General features: G+C 74.4%; 16 protein-coding genes and 1 pseudogene. 9 read left to right on the top strand and 8 right to left on the bottom strand.

Going from position 1 to position 22,067, the window contains the following annotated elements:
- Positions 1-220: 220 nt before the first annotated feature.
- Positions 221-994 carry a thioesterase II family protein gene (locus ACH4B3_RS30720; protein ID WP_398468402.1) on the bottom strand — a complete coding sequence of 258 codons (774 nt, stop codon included), beginning with the start codon at positions 992-994 and terminating at the stop codon, positions 221-223.
- Positions 995-1,158: 164 nt separating this feature from the next.
- Positions 1,159-1,692 carry a MarR family winged helix-turn-helix transcriptional regulator gene (locus ACH4B3_RS30715; protein ID WP_398468400.1) on the bottom strand — a complete coding sequence of 178 codons (534 nt, stop codon included), beginning with the start codon at positions 1,690-1,692 and terminating at the stop codon, positions 1,159-1,161.
- A 57-nt stretch (positions 1,693-1,749) separates the two neighbouring features.
- On the opposite strand from ACH4B3_RS30715, the gene pip reads away from it, so the two are divergent.
- Together pip and ACH4B3_RS30705 are read left to right on the top strand one after the other, a co-directional pair.
- A complete protein-coding gene (pip, locus tag ACH4B3_RS30710; RefSeq protein ID WP_398468398.1) occupies positions 1,750-2,748 on the top strand; it encodes a prolyl aminopeptidase in 999 nt (332 codons plus the stop codon).
- A 245-nt stretch (positions 2,749-2,993) separates the two neighbouring features.
- A complete protein-coding gene (locus ACH4B3_RS30705; protein ID WP_398468396.1) occupies positions 2,994-3,527 on the top strand; it encodes a ferritin-like domain-containing protein in 534 nt (177 codons plus the stop codon).
- Positions 3,528-3,621: 94 nt separating this feature from the next.
- Here the strand turns inward: ACH4B3_RS30705 and ACH4B3_RS30700 are convergent, their stop codons facing one another.
- Entirely contained in the window at positions 3,622-5,019 is a 1,398-nt protein-coding gene (locus tag ACH4B3_RS30700) for an NADP-dependent succinic semialdehyde dehydrogenase (protein ID WP_398468394.1), read from the bottom strand.
- Between the two features lie 131 nt (positions 5,020-5,150).
- On the opposite strand from ACH4B3_RS30700, the gene ACH4B3_RS30695 reads away from it, so the two are divergent.
- A complete protein-coding gene (locus tag ACH4B3_RS30695) occupies positions 5,151-5,927 on the top strand; it encodes a GNAT family N-acetyltransferase (RefSeq protein WP_398468392.1) in 777 nt (258 codons plus the stop codon).
- Between the two features lie 60 nt (positions 5,928-5,987).
- On the opposite strand, the gene paaK is transcribed toward ACH4B3_RS30695, so the two are convergent.
- The 3 genes from paaK to ACH4B3_RS30680 all read right to left on the bottom strand — a co-directional run bounded on the left by paaK (position 5,988) and on the right by ACH4B3_RS30680 (position 9,751).
- Positions 5,988-7,349, bottom strand: a complete 1,362-nt coding sequence (gene paaK, locus ACH4B3_RS30690; RefSeq protein WP_398468390.1) for a phenylacetate--CoA ligase PaaK — start codon at positions 7,347-7,349, stop codon at positions 5,988-5,990.
- Positions 7,350-7,483: 134 nt separating this feature from the next.
- Positions 7,484-8,428: a hypothetical protein gene (locus ACH4B3_RS30685; protein WP_398468388.1), complete on the bottom strand. Its 945-nt coding sequence runs from the start codon at positions 8,426-8,428 to the stop codon at positions 7,484-7,486.
- A 405-nt stretch (positions 8,429-8,833) separates the two neighbouring features.
- Positions 8,834-9,751 carry a TIGR03620 family F420-dependent LLM class oxidoreductase gene (locus tag ACH4B3_RS30680; RefSeq protein ID WP_398468386.1) on the bottom strand — a complete coding sequence of 306 codons (918 nt, stop codon included), beginning with the start codon at positions 9,749-9,751 and terminating at the stop codon, positions 8,834-8,836.
- A 199-nt stretch (positions 9,752-9,950) separates the two neighbouring features.
- Here ACH4B3_RS30680 and ACH4B3_RS30675 point away from each other — a divergent pair, with 199 nt between their 5' ends.
- From ACH4B3_RS30675 to ACH4B3_RS30665, 3 genes and pseudogenes are all read left to right on the top strand, one after another.
- On the top strand, positions 9,951-10,499 hold the full coding sequence (locus tag ACH4B3_RS30675; protein ID WP_398468543.1) for a TetR/AcrR family transcriptional regulator: 549 nt from the start codon (positions 9,951-9,953) through the stop codon (positions 10,497-10,499).
- A 66-nt stretch (positions 10,500-10,565) separates the two neighbouring features.
- Entirely contained in the window at positions 10,566-11,402 is an 837-nt protein-coding gene (locus tag ACH4B3_RS30670) for a thioesterase family protein (RefSeq protein WP_398468384.1), read from the top strand.
- A 76-nt stretch (positions 11,403-11,478) separates the two neighbouring features.
- Positions 11,479-12,111 (top strand): annotated as a pseudogene (locus ACH4B3_RS30665) (aminotransferase class IV); the annotation flags it as partial.
- 290 nt (positions 12,112-12,401) lie between these two features.
- Here the strand turns inward: ACH4B3_RS30665 and ACH4B3_RS30660 are convergent.
- Positions 12,402-13,091 carry a FadR/GntR family transcriptional regulator gene (locus tag ACH4B3_RS30660; RefSeq protein WP_398468382.1) on the bottom strand — a complete coding sequence of 230 codons (690 nt, stop codon included), beginning with the start codon at positions 13,089-13,091 and terminating at the stop codon, positions 12,402-12,404.
- Between the two features lie 276 nt (positions 13,092-13,367).
- Here ACH4B3_RS30660 and leuA point away from each other — a divergent pair, with 276 nt between their 5' ends.
- Together leuA and ACH4B3_RS30650 are read left to right on the top strand one after the other, a co-directional pair.
- Complete coding sequence (gene leuA, locus ACH4B3_RS30655; protein ID WP_398468541.1) at positions 13,368-15,071, top strand: 2-isopropylmalate synthase; 1,704 nt, start codon at positions 13,368-13,370, stop codon at positions 15,069-15,071.
- Between the two features lie 83 nt (positions 15,072-15,154).
- On the top strand, positions 15,155-15,955 hold the full coding sequence (locus ACH4B3_RS30650) for an ABC transporter ATP-binding protein (protein WP_398468380.1): 801 nt from the start codon (positions 15,155-15,157) through the stop codon (positions 15,953-15,955).
- Between the two features lie 64 nt (positions 15,956-16,019).
- On the opposite strand, the gene ACH4B3_RS30645 is transcribed toward ACH4B3_RS30650, so the two are convergent.
- Positions 16,020-16,820, bottom strand: a complete 801-nt coding sequence (locus ACH4B3_RS30645) for a BTAD domain-containing putative transcriptional regulator (protein ID WP_398468378.1) — start codon at positions 16,818-16,820, stop codon at positions 16,020-16,022.
- 967 nt (positions 16,821-17,787) lie between these two features.
- On the opposite strand from ACH4B3_RS30645, the gene ACH4B3_RS30640 reads away from it, so the two are divergent.
- Positions 17,788-22,067, top strand: a 4,280-nt coding sequence (locus tag ACH4B3_RS30640; protein ID WP_398468376.1) for a beta-ketoacyl synthase N-terminal-like domain-containing protein, incomplete at its 3' end; no start/stop codon positions are given.

The following is a 22,067-nucleotide window of genomic DNA, read 5'->3' as shown; positions in this document are numbered from 1 at the left end:
GCATATTTGCACAGATGGATGCCCGGGGCGAGTGGTGCTTCGGCGCATGGTGGCCCTGGCGGTGGGCGGCGCGGGCGGCTGCCGGGGGAGCGGGGGCGGCGGGGGAGGTCGCGGGATGGGGGAGCCGGGGGGCCGGGGGAGGCCGAGAGGTGGCCGGGGGTCGGGGGCGCGGGGCTCGCCGCCCGGTCGGCGGCGAGCCCCGGCCCCCGGGGGTGCGTACTCAGCCCGCCGTCTCGCGGAACGTGCCGACGTATTCGGCGATGGCCTCGGAGACCCCTGCCTGATGGTCGTTCAGGTAGAAGTGCCCGCCGGGGAAGGTGCGGAAGTGGAACGCACCGGTGGTGTGCTCGCGCCAGGCGGAGGCTTCGTCGAGGGTGACCCGGGGGTCGGACTCGCCGGTGATCACGCCGACCGGGCAGCGCAGCAGCGGCTCGGGGCCGGGCACGTGCGTCTCGATCGCCTTGTAGTCGGCGCGCAGGGCCGGGAGGATCATCCGGACCATCTCCTCGTCGTCCAGCAGGCTGGACGACGTACCGCTCAGGCTGCGTATCTCGTCGAGGAAACCGCGGTCGTCCCGCAGGTGGACCGTCTCCTCCCGGAACCGGGAGGGAGCCCGGCGCCCGGACACGATCAGGCCGAGCGGCACACCGTCCCCGGCCTCCTCCAACCTCCTCGCCACCTCGAAGGCGATGACCGCGCCCATGCTGTGGCCCATCAGTACCAGGGGCCGGTCCGTCCAGCCCCGCAGCACCGCGAAGACCCGGTCCACCAGGTCGGGCAGGTGATCGACGGCGGGCTCGTCACGCCGGTCCTGACGGCCCGGGTACTGGACGCTCAGCGCGTCCAGCTTCCGCGCCGCGAGCTCGGCCGAGAAGGGGAAGAAGAACGGCGCGGAACCGCCCGCGTGCGGCAGGCACACCACCCGCACCTCGGCGTCGTCCACCGGGTGGAACCGCCTGATCCACCGCTCGTCCTCGCGCTGCCCGTCACTCATGTCCATGGCTCCTCACCGGAGATCTCCGGCATCACGGAGCACCCCCGCTTCGCTACCCGATCGATACGACGTCCGGCCATATGCGTATGGCAGTGGCCATCCTAGGCAGCGACCTGCCCGTCCTTGATCGGGAACAACCGCCGACCGCGCCTTTTGACCGGACGTCAACTGCCCGCGACCGGCCGGTCGGGAGCGGCCCGGCCGTCCGCCGCGCGGTCGGACGGCGGGGCGGTCAGGGCGACCGCGATGCGTTCCCGCATCGGGCGCCGGTGCAGCGCGTCGAGCGCCTCGTCGACGAGCCGGCTCAGCGGGAAGGACAGCTCGGCCTCGAACGCGATGGCCGCGGCGGTGGTGGCGGTGTGCTCGGCGGCCAGCGCCGGCAGCAGCCGTTCCGCCTCCGGGGTCAGCCGGACGATGCGCCGCCGAGCGTCCTGGCCCGGTACCACCGCCACCAGTCCCGCCCGGACCAGCTCCGCCACCGTCTGGCTGGCGGCGGAGTGGGTCACTCCGGTCGCCTCGGCGAGATCCCGGATGGCGGCCGGCCCGGAGGCGGCCAGGACCCGGATCACCGGCGTGAAACGGGGCCGGAACCCGGCCAGCCCGAGGTCGGTGTAGACCGCCGCGACATCGGCTTCCAGCAGCTCGAGCAGGTGCCGCAGCCGGGTGCCCAGCAGCTCCGGGCGGTGGGAGGACGTCATGACCGCTAATGTAACAGCGCTGTTGTAATGCTGTCGCGAGAGGGAGGGGCAGGACTGATGGGTTCCGTGCCGGAGCACACCGAGGCCGAGCTGTATCCGCCGATCGAGCCGTACGACCGGGGGATGCTGGACGTCGGCGACGGCAACCACGTGTACTGGGAGGTCTGCGGCAACCCGGCGGGCAAACCCGCCCTGGTCGTCCACGGCGGCCCCGGATCGGGCTGCGCCCCCGGCGCGCGCCGCTTCTTCGACCCCGACCGCTACCGCGTGGTCCTGTTCGACCAGCGGGGCTGCGGACGCAGCACCCCGCACGCCGCCGACCCCGCCACCGAACTGCGGCACAACACCACCGGACACCTCCTCGCCGACATGGAACTCCTCCGCCGGCACCTGGGCATCGACCGCTGGCTGCTGAGCGGCGGTTCGTGGGGATCGACGCTGCTCCTCGCCTACGCCGAGCGCCATCCGGAACGGGTCAGCGAGATCGTCATCTCCGCCGTCACCACCACCCGCCGCTCGGAGATCGACTGGCTCTACCGCGGCGTCGGCCGGTTCTTCCCCGAGGCATGGGAGCGGTTCCGCGCCGGGGTGCCCGAAGCCGACCGGGACGGCGACCTGATAGCGGCCTACGCGCGCCTGACGTCCGACCCCGACCCCCGGGTGCGGGCCCGGGCCACCGAGGACTGGTGTGCCTGGGAGGACGCGGTGGCCTCCACCGAGAGCGGCCAGGTGACCGCCCCCTACGGCGGCCGGCCGTCCGAATCCCGGCTGGCGCTGGTCCGCCTCGCCGCCCACTACTTCGCCCACGGCGCCTGGCTGGAGGAGGGCGCGCTGCTGCGCGACGCCGGCCGCCTCGCCGGTATCCCCGGCGTCCTCGTCCACGGCCGGCTGGACCTCGGCAGCCCCCCGCACACCGCCTGGGAACTCAGCCGGGCCTGGCCGGACGCCGAGCTGCACCTGGTCGACGACGCCGGGCACTTCGGCAACGACCGGGCGAGGGCCCTGCGACTGGCCGCTCTCGATCGCTTCGCCCGGGAGCCCGGCGCACCCCGCTGACCGGCCCGGCGGCCCCGCGACGAGTCGCGCCGGGAGGCGGCGGAGCAGGACGGTGATGAGGGCGTAAGCGCTGTCCCGCCGGCGCGGGCCCGCCGCGACGGCATCCCGGCGACGGCCCCGCCCGGCCCAACCCGGTGCGGCGAACCGGTCAACTTCCCCCGCTCCGGGTGCCCGCGCCGCCGGGGCCGGGCATACCGGCTGGCGTCACGCCGCAGCGGCGGGCCAAGCCACGACGAGGGAGTGCGATGACCGACGATTTCGTGCTGGACGTCTCCAGGATCCGTGCCGAGGCCCGGCAGCGGATGGAGACCGGGCCGGTCACCGACACCTACGGTCTGGACAAGGACCGGGTGATCGGCATCCTCAACGACGTGATCGCCACCGAGGTGGTCTGCTGGCTGCGGTACACCCGGCACGCCATCTCCGCCACCGGCATCGACCGCGCGCAGGTGTCCGCCGAGTTCACCGAGCACGCGGCGGCGGAGATGCGGCACGCGGTCCGGGCCGCCGAACGCGTCTCCCAGCTCGGCGGGGACCCCGACTTCGACCCGGCCACCCTCACCCAGCGGGCGCACACCGACTACACCACGCCGCCCGACGCCGACCTGAAGGCCATGCTGGAGAACAACCTGCTCGCCGAACGCATCGTCATCTCCACCTACCAGGAGATCGTCCGCTGGCTCGGGGACGACGACCCCACCACCCGGCGGCTGCTGGAGTCCATCCTGGAAGAGGAGGAGGAGCACGCCGACGACCTGGTGGACCTGCTCGGCGTCTGAGGGCGCGCCCCGGGCTGGGCGGGGCCCGCGTCGGCCCCGGCCCGGCCCGCTCCGGTGGCCCGGCCGCCACCGACCGGTGCCGGCCACCGGCGTCTCAGGTCTCGGCGCCGAACCAGACCGCGGTGGTGTTGCAGAACTCCCGGATGCCGTACCCGGACAGTTCCCGGCCGTACCCGGAGCGCTTCACCCCGCCGAACGGCAGCGCCGGGTGCGAGGCCGTCATGCCGTTGAAGTAGACCCCGCCGGCCTCCATGTCCCGGACGAACCGGCGCTGCTCCTCCGCGCTGCGGGTCCATACGTTCGAGCTGAGTCCGAACGGGGTGTCGTTGGCCAGCGCGACCGCCTCGTCCAGCCCGTCCACCCGGTACAGCGTGGCCACCGGGCCGAACGCCTCCTCCCGGTGGATCCGCATCGCGTCGGTGACCTGGGCCAGTACCGTCGGCTCGTAGAACCAGCCCCGGTCCAGCCCCGCGGGCCGCCGGCCCCCGCACAGGGCCCGGGCGCCCCGCCCCACCGCGTCCTCGACCAGCTCCTCCAGGTCGGCCCGTCCGCGTTCGCTGGCGAGCGGGCCGACGTCGGTGGCCTCCGACATCGGGTCCCCCACCGTCAGCGCCCGCATCCCCTCGGTGAAGCGGGCGGCGAAGTCGTCGTAGACGTCGCGGTGGACGATGAAACGCTTCGCCGCGATGCAGGACTGACCGTTGTTCTGGGTCCGCGCGGTGACCGCGATGCGGGCCGCCCGCTCGATGTCGGCGGACGGCATCACCACGTACGGGTCGCTGCCGCCGAGCTCCAGCACCGTCTTCTTCACCTCGCCGCCCGCGACGGCGGCCACCGAACGCCCGGCCGGCTCGCTGCCGGTGAGGGTGGCGGCGGCCACCCGCGGGTCGCGGAGCACGCCCTCGACCGCGTCCGAGCCCACCAGCAGGGTCTGGAAGCACCCCCGCGGGTACCCCGCCCTGCGGAACAGCTCCTCCAGGTACAGCGCGGTACGCGGCACGTTCGAGGCGTGCTTGAGGAGGCCCACGTTGCCGGCCATCAGCGCCGGGGCGGCGAACCGCACGACCTGCCAGAGCGGGAAGTTCCACGGCATCACCGCCAGCACCACTCCCAGCGGCCGGTGGACCACCCGGGCGGTCCCGGCGCCGGAGTCCCGCACGTCCGCCTCCGAGGGCACCTCGTCGGCGAGCAGACCCTCAGCGTTCCGGGCGTACCAGCGCATCGCCTTGGCGCACTTGGCCGCCTCCGCCCGCGCGGCCGCCAGCGGCTTGCCCATCTCCGTCGTCATGGTGCGGGCGACCTCGTCCTGGTCCTCGTCGAGCAGCTCCGCCGCCCGCCCCAGCAGCCGGGCGCGTTCGGCGAAGCCGGTCAGCCGGTAGCGCCCGAACGCGTCGTGCGCCGCCGCCAGCCGCACCTCGATCCCCTCGGGGCCCAGGGCCTCGAACGTCTGCAGCGTCTCGCCGGTCGCGGGGTTCACCGTGGCGATGGCCATACGGGCTTCCTTCCTCGTCGGTGCTCTACCGACCTTGCAACCGCCTGCCCCGCCCCGCAACGCGTACGCGCCCGCCCGCACGCCCCGGAAAACCCGTCGAACCGCCCGACCGCCCCGCCTAGACTCACCGCGTGCCGACCACCCAGCTGCGGCGGATAGCCGCCTTCCGCGCCGCCTTCGCCCGTCGCCAGGCCACCGAGGTCATCGGGGTCCCGGGTGGCTCGGCCGTCCTGCATCCCACCTACGCCGCCTCCTACGAGCACAACGAGATCGTCATCGACGGCACCCCGCGCGTCGCCGAACTGCCCGCCCTCGCCGACAGCGTCCTCGGGCACCTGCCGCACCGCAGGATCAGCGTCCTGGACGACGCGGTGGGCACCGAGTGCGCGCCGGTACTCACCGCGGCCGGGTACACCCAGGAGACGCTCCTGATCATGGTGTACGGCGGCGGCGGCGCCGGCCCGGCCGAGGTGCCCCCGGCCCGGCAGGTGGAGCTCGTGGAGCCGGCCGAACTGCTGCCGTCCGTCAGCCGGCAGCTGCGGACCTGGATGCCCGAGGCCGACGACGAGGTGATCCGGCAGCTGGCGGAGCGGCGGCACGCCCGGCTCCGCGGGGCGGACGAGGTCTGTTTCCTCGCCAGCCGGGACGAGGCGAGCGGAGCCGTCGCCGGCTGGGCCGACCTCTACCTGGACCGGAGCACCGGAACGGCCCAGATCGAGGAGCTCGTCACCGACGACGCGCACACCCGGCGCGGGCACGCGGGCGCCGTGCTCGCGGCGGCGGTCCGCCGGGCGGCCGGCTGCGACCTGCTGTTCCTCCTCGCCGACGCCGCCGACTGGCCCCACGGCTGGTACACCCGGACGGGCTTCACCACCATCGGCCGGACACACGTCTTCACCCGGGCCTGACCGGCCACGGTGCCGGGCCGCGGCCGGTCGGGCGCCACGGCACCTCCGGCGCCGCGGCGGTCACCCCGCGCGCTCGTCGACGATCCGCCGGATCTTGCCCACCGAGCGTTCCAGCGTCTCCGGGGCGACGATCTCGACCTCGGCCGAGAGCCCCGCCCCGTCCTTGAGCCCCTGGGCGATGGCCGCCGCCGCGGTCGCGCGCCGGTCCGCGTCCGCGCCGGGCCGCGCCTCGGCCCGGACCGTCAGGTGGTCCATCCGCCCGCGGCGGCCGAGCACCAGCTGGAAGTGCGGAGCCACTCCGGGCGTGCGGAGGACGATCTCCTCCACCTGACTGGGGAAGAGATTGACCCCGCGCAGGATGATCATGTCGTCGCAGCGGCCGGTCACCTTCTCCATCCGCCGGAACGCGGGCCGGGCGGTGCCCGGCAGCAGCCGGGTGAGGTCGCGCGTCCGGTAGCGGATGACCGGCAGCGCCTCCTTGGTCAGCGAGGTGAACACCAGCTCACCGCGCTCGCCGTCGGCCAGCACCTCATCGGTGACCGGGTCCACCACCTCCGGGTAGAAGTGGTCCTCCCAGATGTGCAGCCCGTCCTTGGTCTCCACGCACTCCTGGGCGACGCCCGGCCCGATGACCTCCGACAGCCCGTATATGTCGACCGCGTGGATGCCCAGCCGCTCCTCGATCTCCCGGCGCATCTCCTCCGTCCACGGCTCGGCCCCGAAGATGCCGATCCGCAGGGAGGTGGTGCGCGGGTCGACGCCCTGGCGCTCGAACTCGTCGATGAGGGTGAGCATGTAGGAGGGGGTGACCATGATGATCTCGGGCCGGAAGTCCTGGATGATCTGCACCTGACGGGCGGTCATCCCGCCGGACGCGGGGATCACGGTGCAGCCCGCCCGTTCCGCGCCGTAGTGCGCGCCGAGCCCCCCGGTGAACAGGCCGTAGCCGTAGGAGACGTGCACCTTGTGCCCGGGCCGGCCGCCCGCCGCCCGGATGGACCGGGCGACCACATCGGCCCACATGGACAGGTCCCGGTCGGTGTAGCCGACCACCGTCGGCCGGCCGGTGGTGCCGCTGGAGGCGTGGATGCGCCGCACCCGGTCCTGCGGGACGGCGAACATGCCGTACGGGTAGCTGTCGCGCAGGTCGGCCTTGGTGGTGAAGGGGAACCGGGCGAGGTCGGCGAGGGTCCGGCAGTCCTCCGGGGTGACCCCCGCCGCGTCGAACTTGCGCCGGTAGACCTCCACCTGGTCGTAGGCGTACCGCAACGCGCCCCGCAGCCGGTCGAGCTGGAGCGCGGTCAGCTCCGCGCGGCTCATCCGCTCCGCGGCGTCCCACGCCGCGGGCGGCGGGGCGCCCGGGCTGCCCGCCCGCCTTGGCGTGCCGGTGTCCTCGCCTGCCGGCCGTCGCGACTGTGCCATCTCCACCGCCCTGGTCACCTACCGAACATTCGGTATACGTCACGGCGCAGTCAACCCAGTGGTCACAGGAGTGTCAAGGGCCGTGCCCGGCGAGGCCCGCGCGGCCGGCGGGCGTCGCCGGACGGTCCGGCGGATCAGCGCAGCGCGCGGCTGCGCCAGTGCGCGAACCGCTCCAGTGGATCGCCGTCGAGCCGCCACGGCCACGGCGTGACCTTGCCCTCGATCATCCGGAAGGCGACCGCGGCGTCGGGCGTGCGGTTGGCGTGCACCAGGACGTAGGCCAGCAGGTTGAGGTCGGCCAGCGCCGCGGCGTGGCGCAGGAAGCCGGGCCGGGTCCAGTCCTCGAACGCCGCCTCCAGGGCGGTGGAGGCGGGCGGGTGCGTCCACTGGTTGCCCGCCAGCACCGCGTTGATCCCGCCGTCCTGCACGGTCCGGTGGTGGTGGAGGACGGTCGCGGTCAGCTCCACGCCCACCGCGGGGGCCGTCGCGGGGATCCGGGCCCGCACGGCGTCGATGAAGTCCCGCACCTGTACCTGGGATCCGCACTCCTCGGGGGAGAGGTAGCCCAGCATCTGCAGATACGCCTCGCGGTGCCAGGGATCCCGGCCGGTCGCCTCGCGCCAGACGGCGAACACCTCGTGCGAGGGTGCGCGCAACTGCCGCAGCAGCCCCAGCAGTACCACCCATGGCGTCGGGTCCTCGGGGCGCAGATCGGCCGCCAGACGGCAGCGGTCGACCGCACCCCGCTCGTCCTCCACGGCGCCGGTGCGGAGGCCGCGCAGCAGGTCCACCCAGGAGTGGAAGGCCAGCGCCTCGGGGCTGTCCGGCCGGCGCCGCAGCCAGGCGCGGGACAGGTTGTGACCCGCGGAGGTCCGGGCGAGCACGGCCATCCGGTGCGCCCGCCGGTCCCAGTCCGCGCCCGCGTCCTTGATCACCCGCTCCACCTGCTCCACGTGCAGATCGAGCAGACCCGGGGCGGGCGGGGCCTGGAGTTGGGTGAGGACCCGGCCGAGCTGGGTGTCGTCCAGTTCCGGTACCAGGCGTGGGGTGGCGCTACGGCGGCTTCCAAACAGCGGCATGGCGGGAGCGTAGGAGCAGTGCCCCGCCCTGAGGAGATCGCTGCGCGGATCGTTATCAGCGGTACGGAAACCCTGCCGCTACCCTCTCGTATGGTGAGATTCACGGCGTCCGTGGTCCGGACCTGCGACGGGCGGCGCTCCTCGCGGCCTCCTGCGGCGCCCGCCGCGGACCGGGTGCGCGGCGGGCGGTGAACGCCGGCGAAACATCCGCCGACCAGTCGGAACACCCGGGTTCGGGGCACCCCGGTGGCGGCCCGCGGAACTCCGCCGGGACGGGCCGGGGCCGGGGCGGCCCGTCCGCCGCGGCCGCGCCCTGCCCCGGTCCGCCGGCCACCGAGCGCCGCGGGGAGCGGGGCTCGGTTCGCCGGCCACCCGTCCCGAGCCGGCGGGCCGCCGCCCGCGGGATCACCCGGGGAGGAGGGCCGCGGCCAGCTCGCGCCACTCGCCCAGCGGCGGCGCGGCCGGGTCCGGGCCGAGCACCTGGAGGCAGACGTGGTCGGCCCCGGCGTCCAGATGCTCCCGGACCCGGCGCTCGATCGCCGCGAGGTCGCCGTAGGCGACGATCGCGTCCACCAGGCGGCGGCTCGGGCCGCCGACGATGTCCGCGTCACCGAAGCCGAGCCGCCGCACGTTCGCCTCCTGGTGCGGTGCGAACCGCAGGTAGGCGGCGACGTGGTCGGCCGCGGTCCGGTACGCGCGTTCCCGGTCGGGGTCCAGCACCACGGCCTGCTCCACCCCCAGGAAGGCGTCGGGGCCGAGGGTCCGCCGGGCCTCCGCGGTGTGGTCGACCGGCACGAAGTACGGGTGGGCGCCCCAGGTCAGCTCGGCCGCCAGCGCCAGCATCCGTGGCCCGAGGGCGGCCAGCACCCGGCGAGGGGCCGGGTCCGGCCGCGGACCGTGGGCCGGCACGGCGTCCATGGCCGCCAGATAGGCGCGCATGGTCGCCACCGCCCGGCCCCGGGCCGGCATCGGGTAGCCGTCCAGGAGGTGCACCGTGTCGTCGACCCGGTGACCGCCCAGGCCCAGCAGGTACCGCCCGGGGAACGCCTCGCCGAGCGTACGGGTCGCGGTGGCCATGGCGATCGGGTCCCGGAAGGCGATGTTGGCGATCCCGGACGCGACGGTGAGCCGCCGGGTGGCGGACAGCAGCAGCCAGGCCTGGCCCACCGCGTCCCGGCCGAAGGCCTCCCCGTACCAGAGCGCTCGGTAGCCCAGCTCCTCCAGCTCGGCCGCGGTCTCCCGGACCAGTCCGGCCGGCTGCCCCTCGAAGGCGGTGGTCCAGATCCCGACCCGGCCCAGTGAGTTCCGCTCGTCCTCGGACATCTGACTCCTCGTGAAGTGCGATGGACGCTTTTCCGGAGAGGTTCTCCGGATCTCTCCGCGGTACCATACGGAGAGGCTCTCCGTTTGGCTAGTCGGGCGGCGCCGGGCGGCCGGACCGGAGGGCTCGCGGAGGCGCGGGGCGACGGAGGTGGGCGTGGTGGACGGTGGCGGCCGGGAGCGACCGGAGCGGCGGGAGCGCATGGACGCCAGGCGCAACCGGGAGCGGCTGCTCGCGGTGGCCCAGGAGGTGTTCGCCGAGGCGGGCCCCGACGGCTCGCTGAACGAGATCGCGCGCCGCGCCGGCGTGGGACCGGGCACCCTCTACCGGCACTTCCCCACCCGGCAGGCGCTGCTCGCGGCGGTGCTCCGGGACCGGGTCGAGCGGTTGTGCGCGGCGGCGGGGGAGTCGGCCGACGCGCTGCCGCCCGACGAGGCCCTGGCCCGCTGGCTCACGCTCTTCCTCGAACACGCCCGGGTCAACCAGGGGATGGGCGGCGCGCTGCTGCTCCATGACGCCGACGCCCTGGGCATCGACTGCCACCGGTTGATCCGGGACGCGGCGGCCGGGCTGCTCGGCCGGGCGCAGCGGCTGGGGACCGCGCGCGCCGACCTCGCCCCCGACGATCTGCTCCGGCTCGTCATCGGGATCGCCCTGTCCACCGCCCGGGGCGAGGACGCGGAACAGCCGGCCCGGCTCCTGGCGCTGGTGGTGGACGCGGTGCGGGCGGCACCCGCGTCCGGCGGGTGACCGGAGCCCGGGGCGGGGCCGCCAAAAAGCTACCGCTCAGTAATAGAATCTTATAAGATGCCGCGCATGAGGCAGGCATCCATCGGAGACAGCGAGTTCGACCGCGACACCGCGGTCTCCGCACGTGAACCTGGCGTCTACGACGCCGATCTGTCCGCGGGCTGGACGATCATCCAGGCCGTCAACGGCGGTTATCTGCTCGCGGTGCTGGGCCGGGCCCTCGCCGACGCCCTGCCGCATCCGGACCCGATCACCGTCTCGGCCTACTACCTCACGGCGTCCGTCCCCGGGCCCGCGGTGGTGCGCACCGAGGCGGTACGCACCGGCTCGACCCTCTCCACCGGCCAGGCGTCCCTGTTCCAGTACGACGAGGACGGCACCGAGGTGGAGCGCATCCGGGTCCTCGCCACCTACGGAGACCTGGACGGACTCCCCGACGACGTGCGCACCTCGGCCAAGCCGCCGGCCATCCCGCCGCGGGAGCACTGCCTGGGAGCCTCCGACGGGCCGTCCGTCATCCCCGGCAGCTCCGCGATCATCGACCGGCTGGACATCCGGCTCGACCCGGAGACCGTCGGCTGGGCCGTCGGCGAGCCGTCCGGAAAGGGCGAGATGCGCGGCTGGTTCGGGCTCGCGGACGGGCGCGACGCCGACCCGCTCTCCCTGCTCCTCACCGTCGACGCGCTCCCGCCGACCTCCTTCGACCTCGGGCTGATGGGCTGGACCCCGACCGTCGAACTCACCACCCACGTCCGCTGCCGGCCCGCCCCGGGTCCGCTGCGGGTCGCCATCACCACCCGCAACCTGGCGGGCGGCCTGCTGGAGGAGGACGCCGAGGTCTGGGACAGCGCGGACCGGCTGGTCGCCCAGTCCCGCCAGCTGGCGAAGGTGCCGCGGAGCTGAACCCGCCCGGCCGGCGGGTGGCGACGCACCCGCCGGCGCGATCCGGCCCGGGGACCGGCGGTGGAAGACTGCCCGCATGACGGAGCGGAACACCGAACGCGCGGACACCGGCCAGATCACGGCCCTCGCCCTCACCAACTACGGCCACTTCACCACCATGCGCGTGGCCGACCGGCGGGTGCGGGGGCTCTCGCTCCACCTGGAGCGACTGGCCCGCGACTGCCGGCTGCTGTTCGGCACCGAGCCGGACCCCGACCGGGTACGCGCGCTGGTCCGCGACGCGGTCGCGGGCGCCGCCGGGCCGGTCGTGGCGCGGGTGACCGTGTCCGACCCCGACCTGCCGGTGGAGCGGCCCGCCACGGCGGCCCGGCCGCGGATCCTGGTCACCACCCGGCCCGCCCCGAGCGGCCCGCTGCCGCCGCTGCGGGTCCGCGCCGTGCCGTACCGCCGGGACACCCCGCACGTCAAACACGTCGGACTCTTCGGACCGCTCCACCAGCGGCGACTGGCCCAACTGGACGGTTTCGACGACGTGCTCTTCACCGACCACCGCCCCGCCGTCTCCGAGGGCGCCACCTGGAACATCGGCTTCCATGACGGCCACGGGCTGGTGTGGCCGGACGCGGAGTGCCTGCCGGGCGTCACGATGCGGCTGCTGCGGCAGGCGCACACCGGGCCGCAGCGCACCGGAGCCGTCCGGCTCGGCGATCTGCCCGGAATGCGGGCCGCGTTCGTGACCAACGCGGCCGTGGGCGTCCGCCCGCTCGCCTGCGGTGGACGGCGTGGAATTCGATCCCGGGCACCCGGTTCTCGACACCCTGCGGGCCGAGTACGCCCGCATCCCCGCCGAACGGCTCTGAGCCGGCCCCGCCGGGCACCCGCCGGGCACCCGCGGGCCCGCCCCGCGGGTGCCCGGCGGGGGCCGCCGGCCCGGGCCTCGCCCGTGCCGCCGCGGCCCGCCGCGGGACGATCGCCCGCCCGAGCCGAGAGGCCCAGGGTTCACAACCGTCGCAACTGCTCCAGGGTTCCCAGGAGTTCCTCCCGCGCGGCGGTGGCGGCGGCGTCGGCGTCACCCCGCTCCACCGCGTGCACCAGCGCGGCGTGCGAGGCGTCACCGGGGCAGGGGTCGTGTGCCCGCAACTCCAGGATTTCCACCAGGTCGGTCAGCCCCCGCCGGAGCGCGGGCGCGAACTCGGCGAACAGGTCGGTCAGGACCGGGTTGTGCGCCGCGGCGACCACCCCCGCGTGCAGGGCGATGTCGGCGTCCACGAAGGCCTGGTCGTCCCGGTCGGCGGCCAGCCGGCGGTCGGTCAGGGCGGCCCGCAGGGTGGCGAGGTCCGCCTCGGTCCTGCGCTGTGCGGCGAGCCGGGCGGCCTCCACCTCGACGAGCATCCGGACCTCGTAGACGTCGGCCACCGCCGCCTGCCGCAGCCGGGTGGGCCAGTCCCGCTCCGGTTCGGTGGCGATGACGAACACCCCGGCCCCCTGGCGGGACTGCACCAGACCGGCGCCGGCCAGTGCGCGCAGCGCCTCCCGGACGGTGGAGCGGCCCACCCCGAGTTCCCCGGCGAGCGCGGTCTCGGCCGGGAGCTTCGTCCCGACGGGCCAGTGGCCGGAGGCGATCTGGTCACGCAGCCGCAGGGTGGCCTGTTCGACCAGCGGGCTGGAGCGGAGGGGGCCGAGCGGCATCCGATCTCACCTATCAGGTTGTCTGAGGAGTTGAGTTGTGGTTAGCGTACCGCCCATGTCGCCGCGCCGGTACCCGCTTCTCCTCGGCCGCCGCGACGGGGTCTGATCCGACCGGCACCCCGTCGCGGGGTGTCGTGCTGCCGGTCCTCGACCGACCGAAGGGTCCGAACGTCCGTGTCGCACACCGTCGCACCGCACACCTTCCCCTCCCTCCGCACCCCGGCAGGCCCGGTGCCCGCCGGCGCGCCGGCCTGGAACCCGCAGCGCTCCAGCGCCATGCCGCACCACCGCTACCGGCCCGCGCACCAGCGGGTCGCCCTCCCCCTGGAGGACCGCGACTGGCCCTCCCGCCGGATCGAACAGGCCCCGCTGTGGGTCCCGGTCGACCTGCGGGACGGCAACCAGGCACTCGCCGAGCCGATGGACACCCCGCGCAAGCGCCGCCTGTTCGACCTCCTCGTCACCATGGGCTTCAAGGAGATCGAGGTCGGCTACCCCTCGGCGAGCCGCACCGACTTCGACTTCGTCCGCCACCTCGCCGAGACCGGCGCCGTCCCGGAGGACCTGACCGTGGTGGTGTTCACCCCGGCCCGGCGCGACCTGATCGAGCGGACCTTCGCCTCGGTGGCGGACCTGCCGCGGGTCCTGGTCCACCTGTACACCCCCACCGCGCCGACCTGGCGCGAGGTGGTACTCGGCCGCAGCCGCCACGAGGTGCGGGCCATGATCGAGGACGCCGCCGGACACCTGGCGAAGCTGGCGGACACCCGGCCCGGCGCGGACATCCGGTTCGAGTTCTCACCGGAGGTCTTCATCCTCACCGAACCGGACTTCGTGCTGGAGGTGTGCAACGGACTGACGAACCTGTGGGACGCGTCCCCCGACCGGCCGGTGGTCCACAACCTCCCCGCCACCGTGGAGATCGCCACCCCCAACGTCTACGCCGACCAGATCGAGTACCTCCACCGGCACCTGGAGCGACGGGAGTCGGTCATCCTCTCCGTCCACCCCCACAACGACCGGGGCACCGGTGTCGCCTGCGCCGAACTCGCCGTGCTGGCGGGCGCCCAGCGGGTGGAGGGGTGCCTGTTCGGCAACGGGGAGCGCACCGGCAACGTCGACCTGGTCACGCTCGCGCTCAACCTGCACGCCCAGGGCGTCGACCCGATGATCGACTTCTCGGACATCGACACCATCCGCACCACCGTGGAGGACTGCAACCGGCTGCCGGTGCACCCCCGCCACCCCTACGGCGGCGACCTGGTCCACACCGCCTTCTCCGGCACCCACCAGGACGCCATCAGCAAGGGCCTGGCCCACCACGCCCGCCGGGCCGCCGAACTCGGCGTCCCCGCCGGCCAGGCCCCCTGGGACGTGCCGTACCTGCCGGTGGACCCCGCAGACCTGGGCCGCAGCTACGAAGCCGTCATCCGCGTCAACAGCCAGTCCGGCAAGGGCGGCGTGGCGCATCTGCTCCGCGCCCACCACGGACTGGACCTGCCGCCCCGCCTGCGGGCCGACTTCTCCGGCCGGGTGCAGGCCACCACCGACGACACCGGCCGGGAGGCCACCGCCGAGGACCTGTGGGAGCTGTTCCGGGAGACGTACCTGGCGCCGGGCCGGGAAGGCCCGCTGGCCCTGGTCTCCTGGAGCACCGCGCAGACCGCGCCCGGCGAGCACGAGTTCCGCTGCACCCTGCGCGTCGACGGCACCGAGCGGCACCACCGGGGCACCGGCAACGGGCCACTGTCCGCCTTCACCGCGGCCCTCGCCGCCGCGGGCACCGACCTGGACATCCTCAGCTACGCCGAGCACGCCACCGCGGCGGGACCGGGCAGCCCGGCCGTGGCCTACGCGGAATGCCGGGTGGACGGGGAGACCCACTGGGGAGCGGGCCGGGACACCTCGGTCCTCACCGCCTCCGTCACCGCCGTCCTGGCCGCCGCCAACCGGGCCGCCCGTGCGCGGACGTCGTCATGAGGGACACGCCCCCGGCCACGGGACCCCGGCCGGCGGCCGGGGCACCCGGCACCGGCGGTCGCCCCCCGGTCCCGCCGGCCGCCGTGCTGCGCGTCCGCGACGCCGACGTCGTCCGGGACGGCAGGACCATCCTGCGCGCGGTGACGCTGACCGTACGGCCCGGCGAGCACTGGGCCCTGCTCGGCCCCAACGGCGCGGGCAAGAGCACCCTGCTCGGTCTGCTCGGCGCCACCGCGCACCCCACCCGGGGGACGGTGGAGGTGCTCGGCCGCCCCCTGGGCCGGGTGGACGTGCGTCAGCTGCGCCGGCAGGTCGGCCACGTCGACCCGCGGCACCCACTGCGCTCGGCGCGGCCGGTACGGGAGGTGGTGCTGACCGGGCTGACCGGCACCCTGGAACGGGTGCCCCGGTGGACGCCGACGGCCGAAGAGGCCGAGCGGGCCGAGTGGCTGATCGGGCTGCTGGGGCTGACCGCCCGCCGCGACACGCCCTGGCCGGTGCTGTCCCAGGGCGAACGCGGACGGACCCTCATCGCCCGCGCGCTGATGCCGTGTCCGCGCCTGCTGCTGCTCGACGAACCGGCGACCGGACTGGACGTGGCCGGGCGCGAGCAGCTGATCGACCGGCTCGACACCCTGCGCGCCGCCCATCAGGAACTCGCGACGGTCCTGGTGACGCACCACCTGGAGGAGCTGCCCGCCGGTACCACCCACGCGCTGCTGCTGCGCGACGGGCGCTGCCTCGCCGCGGGCCGGGTCGGGGCGGTGCTCACCGGCGACCGGCTGAGCGCCTGCTTCGACCATCCGCTGGAACTCACCCGCAGCGACGGCCGGTGGCGGGTCCGGACCACCCGCCGTCCGCGCGGCGCCCCGGCCGGTACCTGACCGGGCCCGCCGGGCCGGCGCACGCCACCGCGTGCGCCGGCCCGGCGCCGCCCGTCCGCGGGGCTCATCCCGGCTGGGGCACCACCACCCCCGCGCCGCCCCGGAGGATCGAGCCGAACAACTGCTGCAGGTCCGGCCCGGGATCGATGCCGTACTCGTCCGCCAGCAGCGTCCGGGTCTGGTGGTACGCCTTGAGCGCCTCCGCCTGCCGGCCGGCCCGGTAGAGGGCCTGCATCTGTAGCCAGCGCAGTCGCTCGCGGGTCGGGAACTTCATGCTCAGCGAGGTCAGGTCGGCGGCGATCAGCGAGGTGTCCTGACTCCGCGCCAGCTCCGCCTCCCAGTGGCTCTCCAGTGCCAGCAGCCGGAGTTCCTCCAGACGCGCCGAGGTCTGGGCGCCGAATGCGTCGTCGCGTACTTCCGGATAGGGGGAACCGCGCCAGAGGTCGAGGCACTCACGCAGAACTCGGCCCGCCCGGTCGTGTTCTCCCTGCTGCAACAAACGCCTGCCCTCGCGGAACGACCGCTCGAAGCGGTGTGCGTCGATGGCCTCCGGGTCCACCGCGAACAGATAGCCGGGCGGCTCCCGCCGCAGCAGCTGGTTGCGGCCGCGGGGCGGCCGGTTGGGTTCCAGGGCGCGCCGCAGATTGGACATATAGCTGTGCAGGCTCGCCATTGCCGCGCTTGGCGCATTGTTCGGCCATACCATTTCTTTGAGTCGTTCCGGATCTATTGCCTGGCCTGGGTTCAGCAGCAGTGCGGCCAGTACCTTCCGCTGGCGAGCCGGTCCCAGGTCAACCGGGTGGCCGTCGCACCGAACCGTCAGCGGGCCGAGAACACTGATCTGTAATCCGACGACAAACGACATGGCACTCCCGTTCCCGTAAAACTACTGACGACGGTAGTGAGCACATGCAGACGTGACCCCCGACACTCACGCACTTGCTCGCTTCGGAACAATCGAAGCGGACGGCCCTGGCATATCCAAGACTGATCTTCCCCACGATTGTCCGAGCGGTCGACCACCGCCACGCTCCGTGTTTCGCGTACGCCGCGCACGCCGGGCGGAAAGGAGTGCGGCCCGGACCGGGTACGCGCCGTCTGCCTGTCCCGCCCGGGGCGCCGTGAGGTGTCACCGCGCAGTCCTTCGGACGTCAACTTCATTGCCCAATCGGAGGGTTGCGGAACCCGCTGGCACTCCGCGCGTACCGATGGCCGGTGCCCGACCGCCCCCGCAGAGGCCCCGTGGACTGCCGCTCGGTGGTCGCCGAGTGACGGAGTGAGACGTGAAGTGGTGACGATGGTCACAAGTACACCGGACCGAGTGTGGCCTGAAACACCCGCCCGGAGGGCCACATTGTGGACAGCGAGCGCCCGATGAGTCGACCGGCGGGGCTCCCCGGGGCCCCCGGAGGCCGGGTCCCGCCGAGGCCGCACGCCGCCCCGCCGGATTGCCGAGCACCCCTCACATTGGCATTACGCGCGGCCCTTAGCATCTTCTTGACCACTGCCTGACTTCATTCTCGCCCAGGTTCTTCCAATATCGCTCCAAGTCGGCTCCAAGTCGCCCTTAAGAGTGCCGCGCTACGGTGACACGACTTGCGTCAGGGGGGTTCATCCAGGAGGTCTCGTGGAACTTTTACCGCCAGATTGACCGCTACTCGGTGAAGCTGCTCGGTAAAAGTCGGGACACCTGGTCGTCGCACGCTTGGATCCGGAGGGTGGGGAATCCGCTCAGTGGCACGCCTGGGACTTCAGGACATGGCAAGACCCTTCTTCGTCGAAGAACAGTCGAATTCAGCTGTGCGGCATTTCCTGATGACGGGGGTCGGCCGATGAACACTTCCGAAGCAATGGGATCCGAGGCGTACCGCGAGCCGACGGACCTGATCGCGGTCATCGGCTGGTCCTGCCGGTTCCCGGGAATCGCCGGTGCGGCGGAATTGCGCGTCCGGCCGGCCGGGGACGACGAGGCCCCCGGGACTCCCGGCGCCGACCACCGGTGGGACCCCGAGGACCTCTTCGACCCGCCGTTCTTCGGCATCACCGCCGACGAGGCGGCGGCGGCCACCCCGGAACAGCGGCTCGTCACCGAACTGGGCTGGACCGCCCTGGAGCACGCGGGCCTGATTCCGGATCAGGTCGCCGGCGAGCGGACGGGCGTCCGCCTCGGCACCGGGGAGCCGGCCGATCCGGCCCGCCTGCTCGGCCGTGTCCTGGGCCGGCCGGCGGCGGACCGGGACACGCCGTGGCCCGGCTCGGCGCAGCCCTCCGCGACGGACGCCGTCGCCCGCGCGGCCGAGGACCTCCTCCGGGGCCGGGTGGACCTCGCACTCGCCGGCGCCGTGCACCTCACCACGGGCCCGGACGGCGGAGCGGCGGACGACGGCGCGGAACCGACCCCGGAGGTCCGCGGAACCGGCGGCGCCCTGGTCGTCCTCAAGCGCCTCGCCGACGCGGTGCGGGACGGTGACCGGATCTCCTGCGCCCTGCGGGCCGGCGCGTCCGGGGACGGGGGCGCGGACGCCGAGCGGACGACCGGACCGGCCGACGACGCCCGCGGCTGGATCACCGCGGTGCTCCGGGCGGCCCGCGGCGACGGCGAGCAGCGACTGGGCCCGCTGACCCTGCTGCCCCGCCCGCCCGCCGCTCCCCGCCCGGACGGCCCGCCCGCGGAGCCGGCCGCGCCCACCCCCGACGGGCTCGTGGTGCCCTGGGTGCTCACCGCCCGTACCGACAGCGCGCTGGGTGCCCAGGCCGCCCGCCTGCTCGACCACGTCACCGCGCACCCCGGACCGGCCGTCCCCGACATCGCCCGGTCGCTCGCCACCACCCGGACGCGGTTCGAACGACGCGCGGTCCTCCTCGCCGGGGACCGGGAGCGGACCCTGGACGGGCTGCGCGCCCTGGCCGGCGGCGGGCCCAGCCCCGACGTCGTACGGGGCGCCGCCACCGACGGCCACAAGGTGGCGTTCGTCTTCCCCGGTCAGGGCTCCGAGTGGCCGGGCATGGCGCTCGACCTGCTGGAGTCCTCGGAGGTGTTCCGCGACCACCTGCACACCTGCGCCGACATCCTGGACCACCACGTCGACTGGTCCCTGCTGGACGTGCTGCGCGGCGTCCCCGGGGCACCGCGGCCGGAGCGCACCGACGTCGTCCAGCCCGCCCTGGTCGCGGTGATGCTGTCGCTCGCGGCCCTGTGGCGGTCCTGCGGGGTGGAGCCCGACGCCGTGGTGGGCGCCTCGCTGGGGGAGTTCGCCGCCGCCCACGTCGCCGGGGCGCTGTCGCTGGAGGACGCGCTCGCCCTGGTGGTGCCCTGGAGCCAGGCGCAGACGCGACTGTTCGGGCAGGGCGACCTCGCCTCCGTCGTGCTGCCCCGGGAGGAACTCGTCCCGCTGCTGGCCCCGTGGGGGGACCGGCTGGACGTCGCCGGGGCCAACGGGCCGCGCTGGACGCTCGTGGCGGGCGACACGGACGCCGTCGACGAACTGCTCGCCCGCCTCACCGCGCAGGGCGTCCGGGCCAGGAAGACCAGCAACCGGGTACCCGCCCACTCCCGGTACGTGGACGGGATCCTGGCGGACCTGCGGCCGGCGCTCGCCCGGTTCACCGGCAGCCCCTCCCACCTGCCGTTCTACTCCTCCGTCACCGGCGATCTCCTCGACACCGGCACCCTGGACGGCGCCTACTGGGGCCGGAACCTCCGGCGGGAGATCCGCTTCGCGCAGGCCGCCCGCGCGCTGCTGGCGGAGGGCTGCACCACCTTCGTCGAGATGAGCCCGCACCCGTTGCTGACGGTCGGTGTGCAGGAGACCGCGGAGACCATGGGGCTGGCGGACCACACCGTCACGGTCGGCTCGCTGCGCCGGGGCCAGGGCGGCATGGACCGCTTCCTCACCTCCCTGGCCGAACTGCATGTGCGCGGGGTGCCGGTGGACTGGACGGCGGTCTGCCCGCCGACCGGTGACCCACGGGTGGAGCTGCCCACCTACCCGTTCCGCGGCCACGGCACCGCGGTCACCACCACGGACCCGACCGCCGAGGCGGCCGGGCAGCACGGTGACTCCGGCGCCGCTCGGCTGCCGCTGGCCCGCCGGCTCGCCGGCGTGCCGGGCCCCGAACAGCTGCGGCTGCTCACCGAACTGGTGCGCACCCAGGTCACCTTCCTGCTCGGCCGGTCCGCGGCGGGCTCCTTCGCCGCGGACCGGCCGTTCCGGGAGCTCGGCTTCGACTCCGTGACCGGGATCGAGCTGCGCAACCGGATCAACGAGGCCACCGGGCTCACCACACCGCCCTCGCTGGTCTTCGACCACCCCACGACCACCGCGCTCGTGCACCATCTGCGCGCGGTCCTGCTGGGTGTCCCCGGCGGCGCCACGGTCGCCGCCGCCCGGCCCGGCCGCCCCGCGGAGGACGACGAACCGATCGCGATCGTCTCCGCCGCCTGCCGCTTCCCGGGCGGCGTCCACAGCCCCGAGGACCTGTGGCGACTGGTCGCCGAGGGCGGTGACGCGATCTCCGGCCTCCCCACCGACCGGGGCTGGGACCTCGACCGCCTCTACGACCCGGAACCCGGCACGCCCGGCCGTACCTACGTCCGGCACGGCTGTTTCGTCCCGGACGCCGACCGCTTCGACGCCGGCCTCTTCGGGATCAGCCCGCGCGAGGCGCTGGCGATGGACCCGCAGCAGCGGCTGCTGCTGGAGACCTCCTGGGAGGCGTTCGAACGGGCCGGTCTCGACCCAACCGGGCAGCGCGGCAGCCACACCGGCGTGTTCATGGGCGCGATGGCGCAGGACTACGGCTCCCGCATGCACGAACCGATACCGGGCGCCGACGGCCACATACTGACCGGCAGTACCGTCAGTGTGCTCTCCGGACGGCTGTCCTACGTCTTCGGGCTGGAGGGGCCGGCCGTCACCGTCGACACCGCCTGCTCCTCCTCGCTGACCGCGTTGCACCTCGCCTGCCAGGCGCTGCGGCGGGGCGAGTGCTCGATGGCGCTGGCCGGCGGCGTCGCCGTGCTGGCCTCCCCGGGGCTTTTCGTGGAGTTCGCCCGGCAGCGCGGGCTGGCGCCGGACGGCCGCATCAAGGCGTTCGCGGCGGCGGCGGACGGCACCGCCTGGGGCGAAGGCGTCGGCGTGCTCCTGGTGGAGCGGCTCTCCGACGCGCGCCGCAACGGGCACCGGGTGCTCGCGGTGATCCGCGGCTCGGCGCTCAACCAGGACGGCGCGTCGAACGGCCTGACCGCCCCCCACGGCCCCTCCCAGCAGCGGCTCATCCAGCAGGCCCTGGCCGACGCCCGGCTCTCGACGGCCGACGTCGACGTGGTGGAGGCGCACGGCACCGGGACGAAGCTGGGTGACCCGATCGAGGCGCAGGCGCTGCTGGCGACCTACGGCCAGGGGCGGCCGCAGGACCGTCCGCTGTGGCTGGGGTCGGTGAAGTCCAACATCGGGCACACCCAGGCGGCGGCCGGGGTGGCCGGTGTGATCAAGATGGTGATGGCCCTCCGGCACGGGGTGCTGCCGCGCACCCTGCACGTGGACGGGCCGACGCCGCACGTGGACTGGTCGGCCGGGGCGGTGGAGCTGCTGACCGAGGCCCGGGACTGGCCGGAGACCGGACGCCCGCGCCGCGCGGGCATCTCCTCCTTCGGCATCAGCGGCACCAACGCCCACGTCATCCTCGAACAGGCCCCGGCCGTCGAGGAGGTTCCGGCCGAGGGCGCTCCCGCCGAGGTGCCGGGGGTGGTGCCGTGGCTGGTGTCGGGCCGGGACGAGGCAGCGTTGCGGGCGCAGGCGGCCCGGCTGGCGGAGGCCGTGTCGGCCGCCCCGGAGTGGAGCGCGGCCCAGGTCGGCCGGTCGCTGGTGGCCTCGCGCGCGGAGCTGGAACAGCGTGCGGTGGTGGTCGGCGGTGACCGGGAGGAGTTGCTGTCGGGACTGCGGGCGCTGGCCGCCGGGCAGACCGCGGGCGCGGCGCAGGTGGTGACCGGCCGCGATGCCGGCATGGGCGGTGTCGTGTTCGTCTTTCCCGGTCAGGGGTCGCAGTGGGCGGGTATGGCGGTGGAGTTGCTGGATGCGGATCCGGTGTTCCGGGCGGGGTTGGAGGAGTG

This window comes from Streptomyces sp. NPDC018031, assembly GCF_044327625.1.
Classification (GTDB): domain Bacteria; phylum Actinomycetota; class Actinomycetes; order Streptomycetales; family Streptomycetaceae; genus Streptomyces.
Note: the sequence above shows the minus strand (reverse complement) of the source record. Positions and strands in the feature narration are given on the sequence as shown.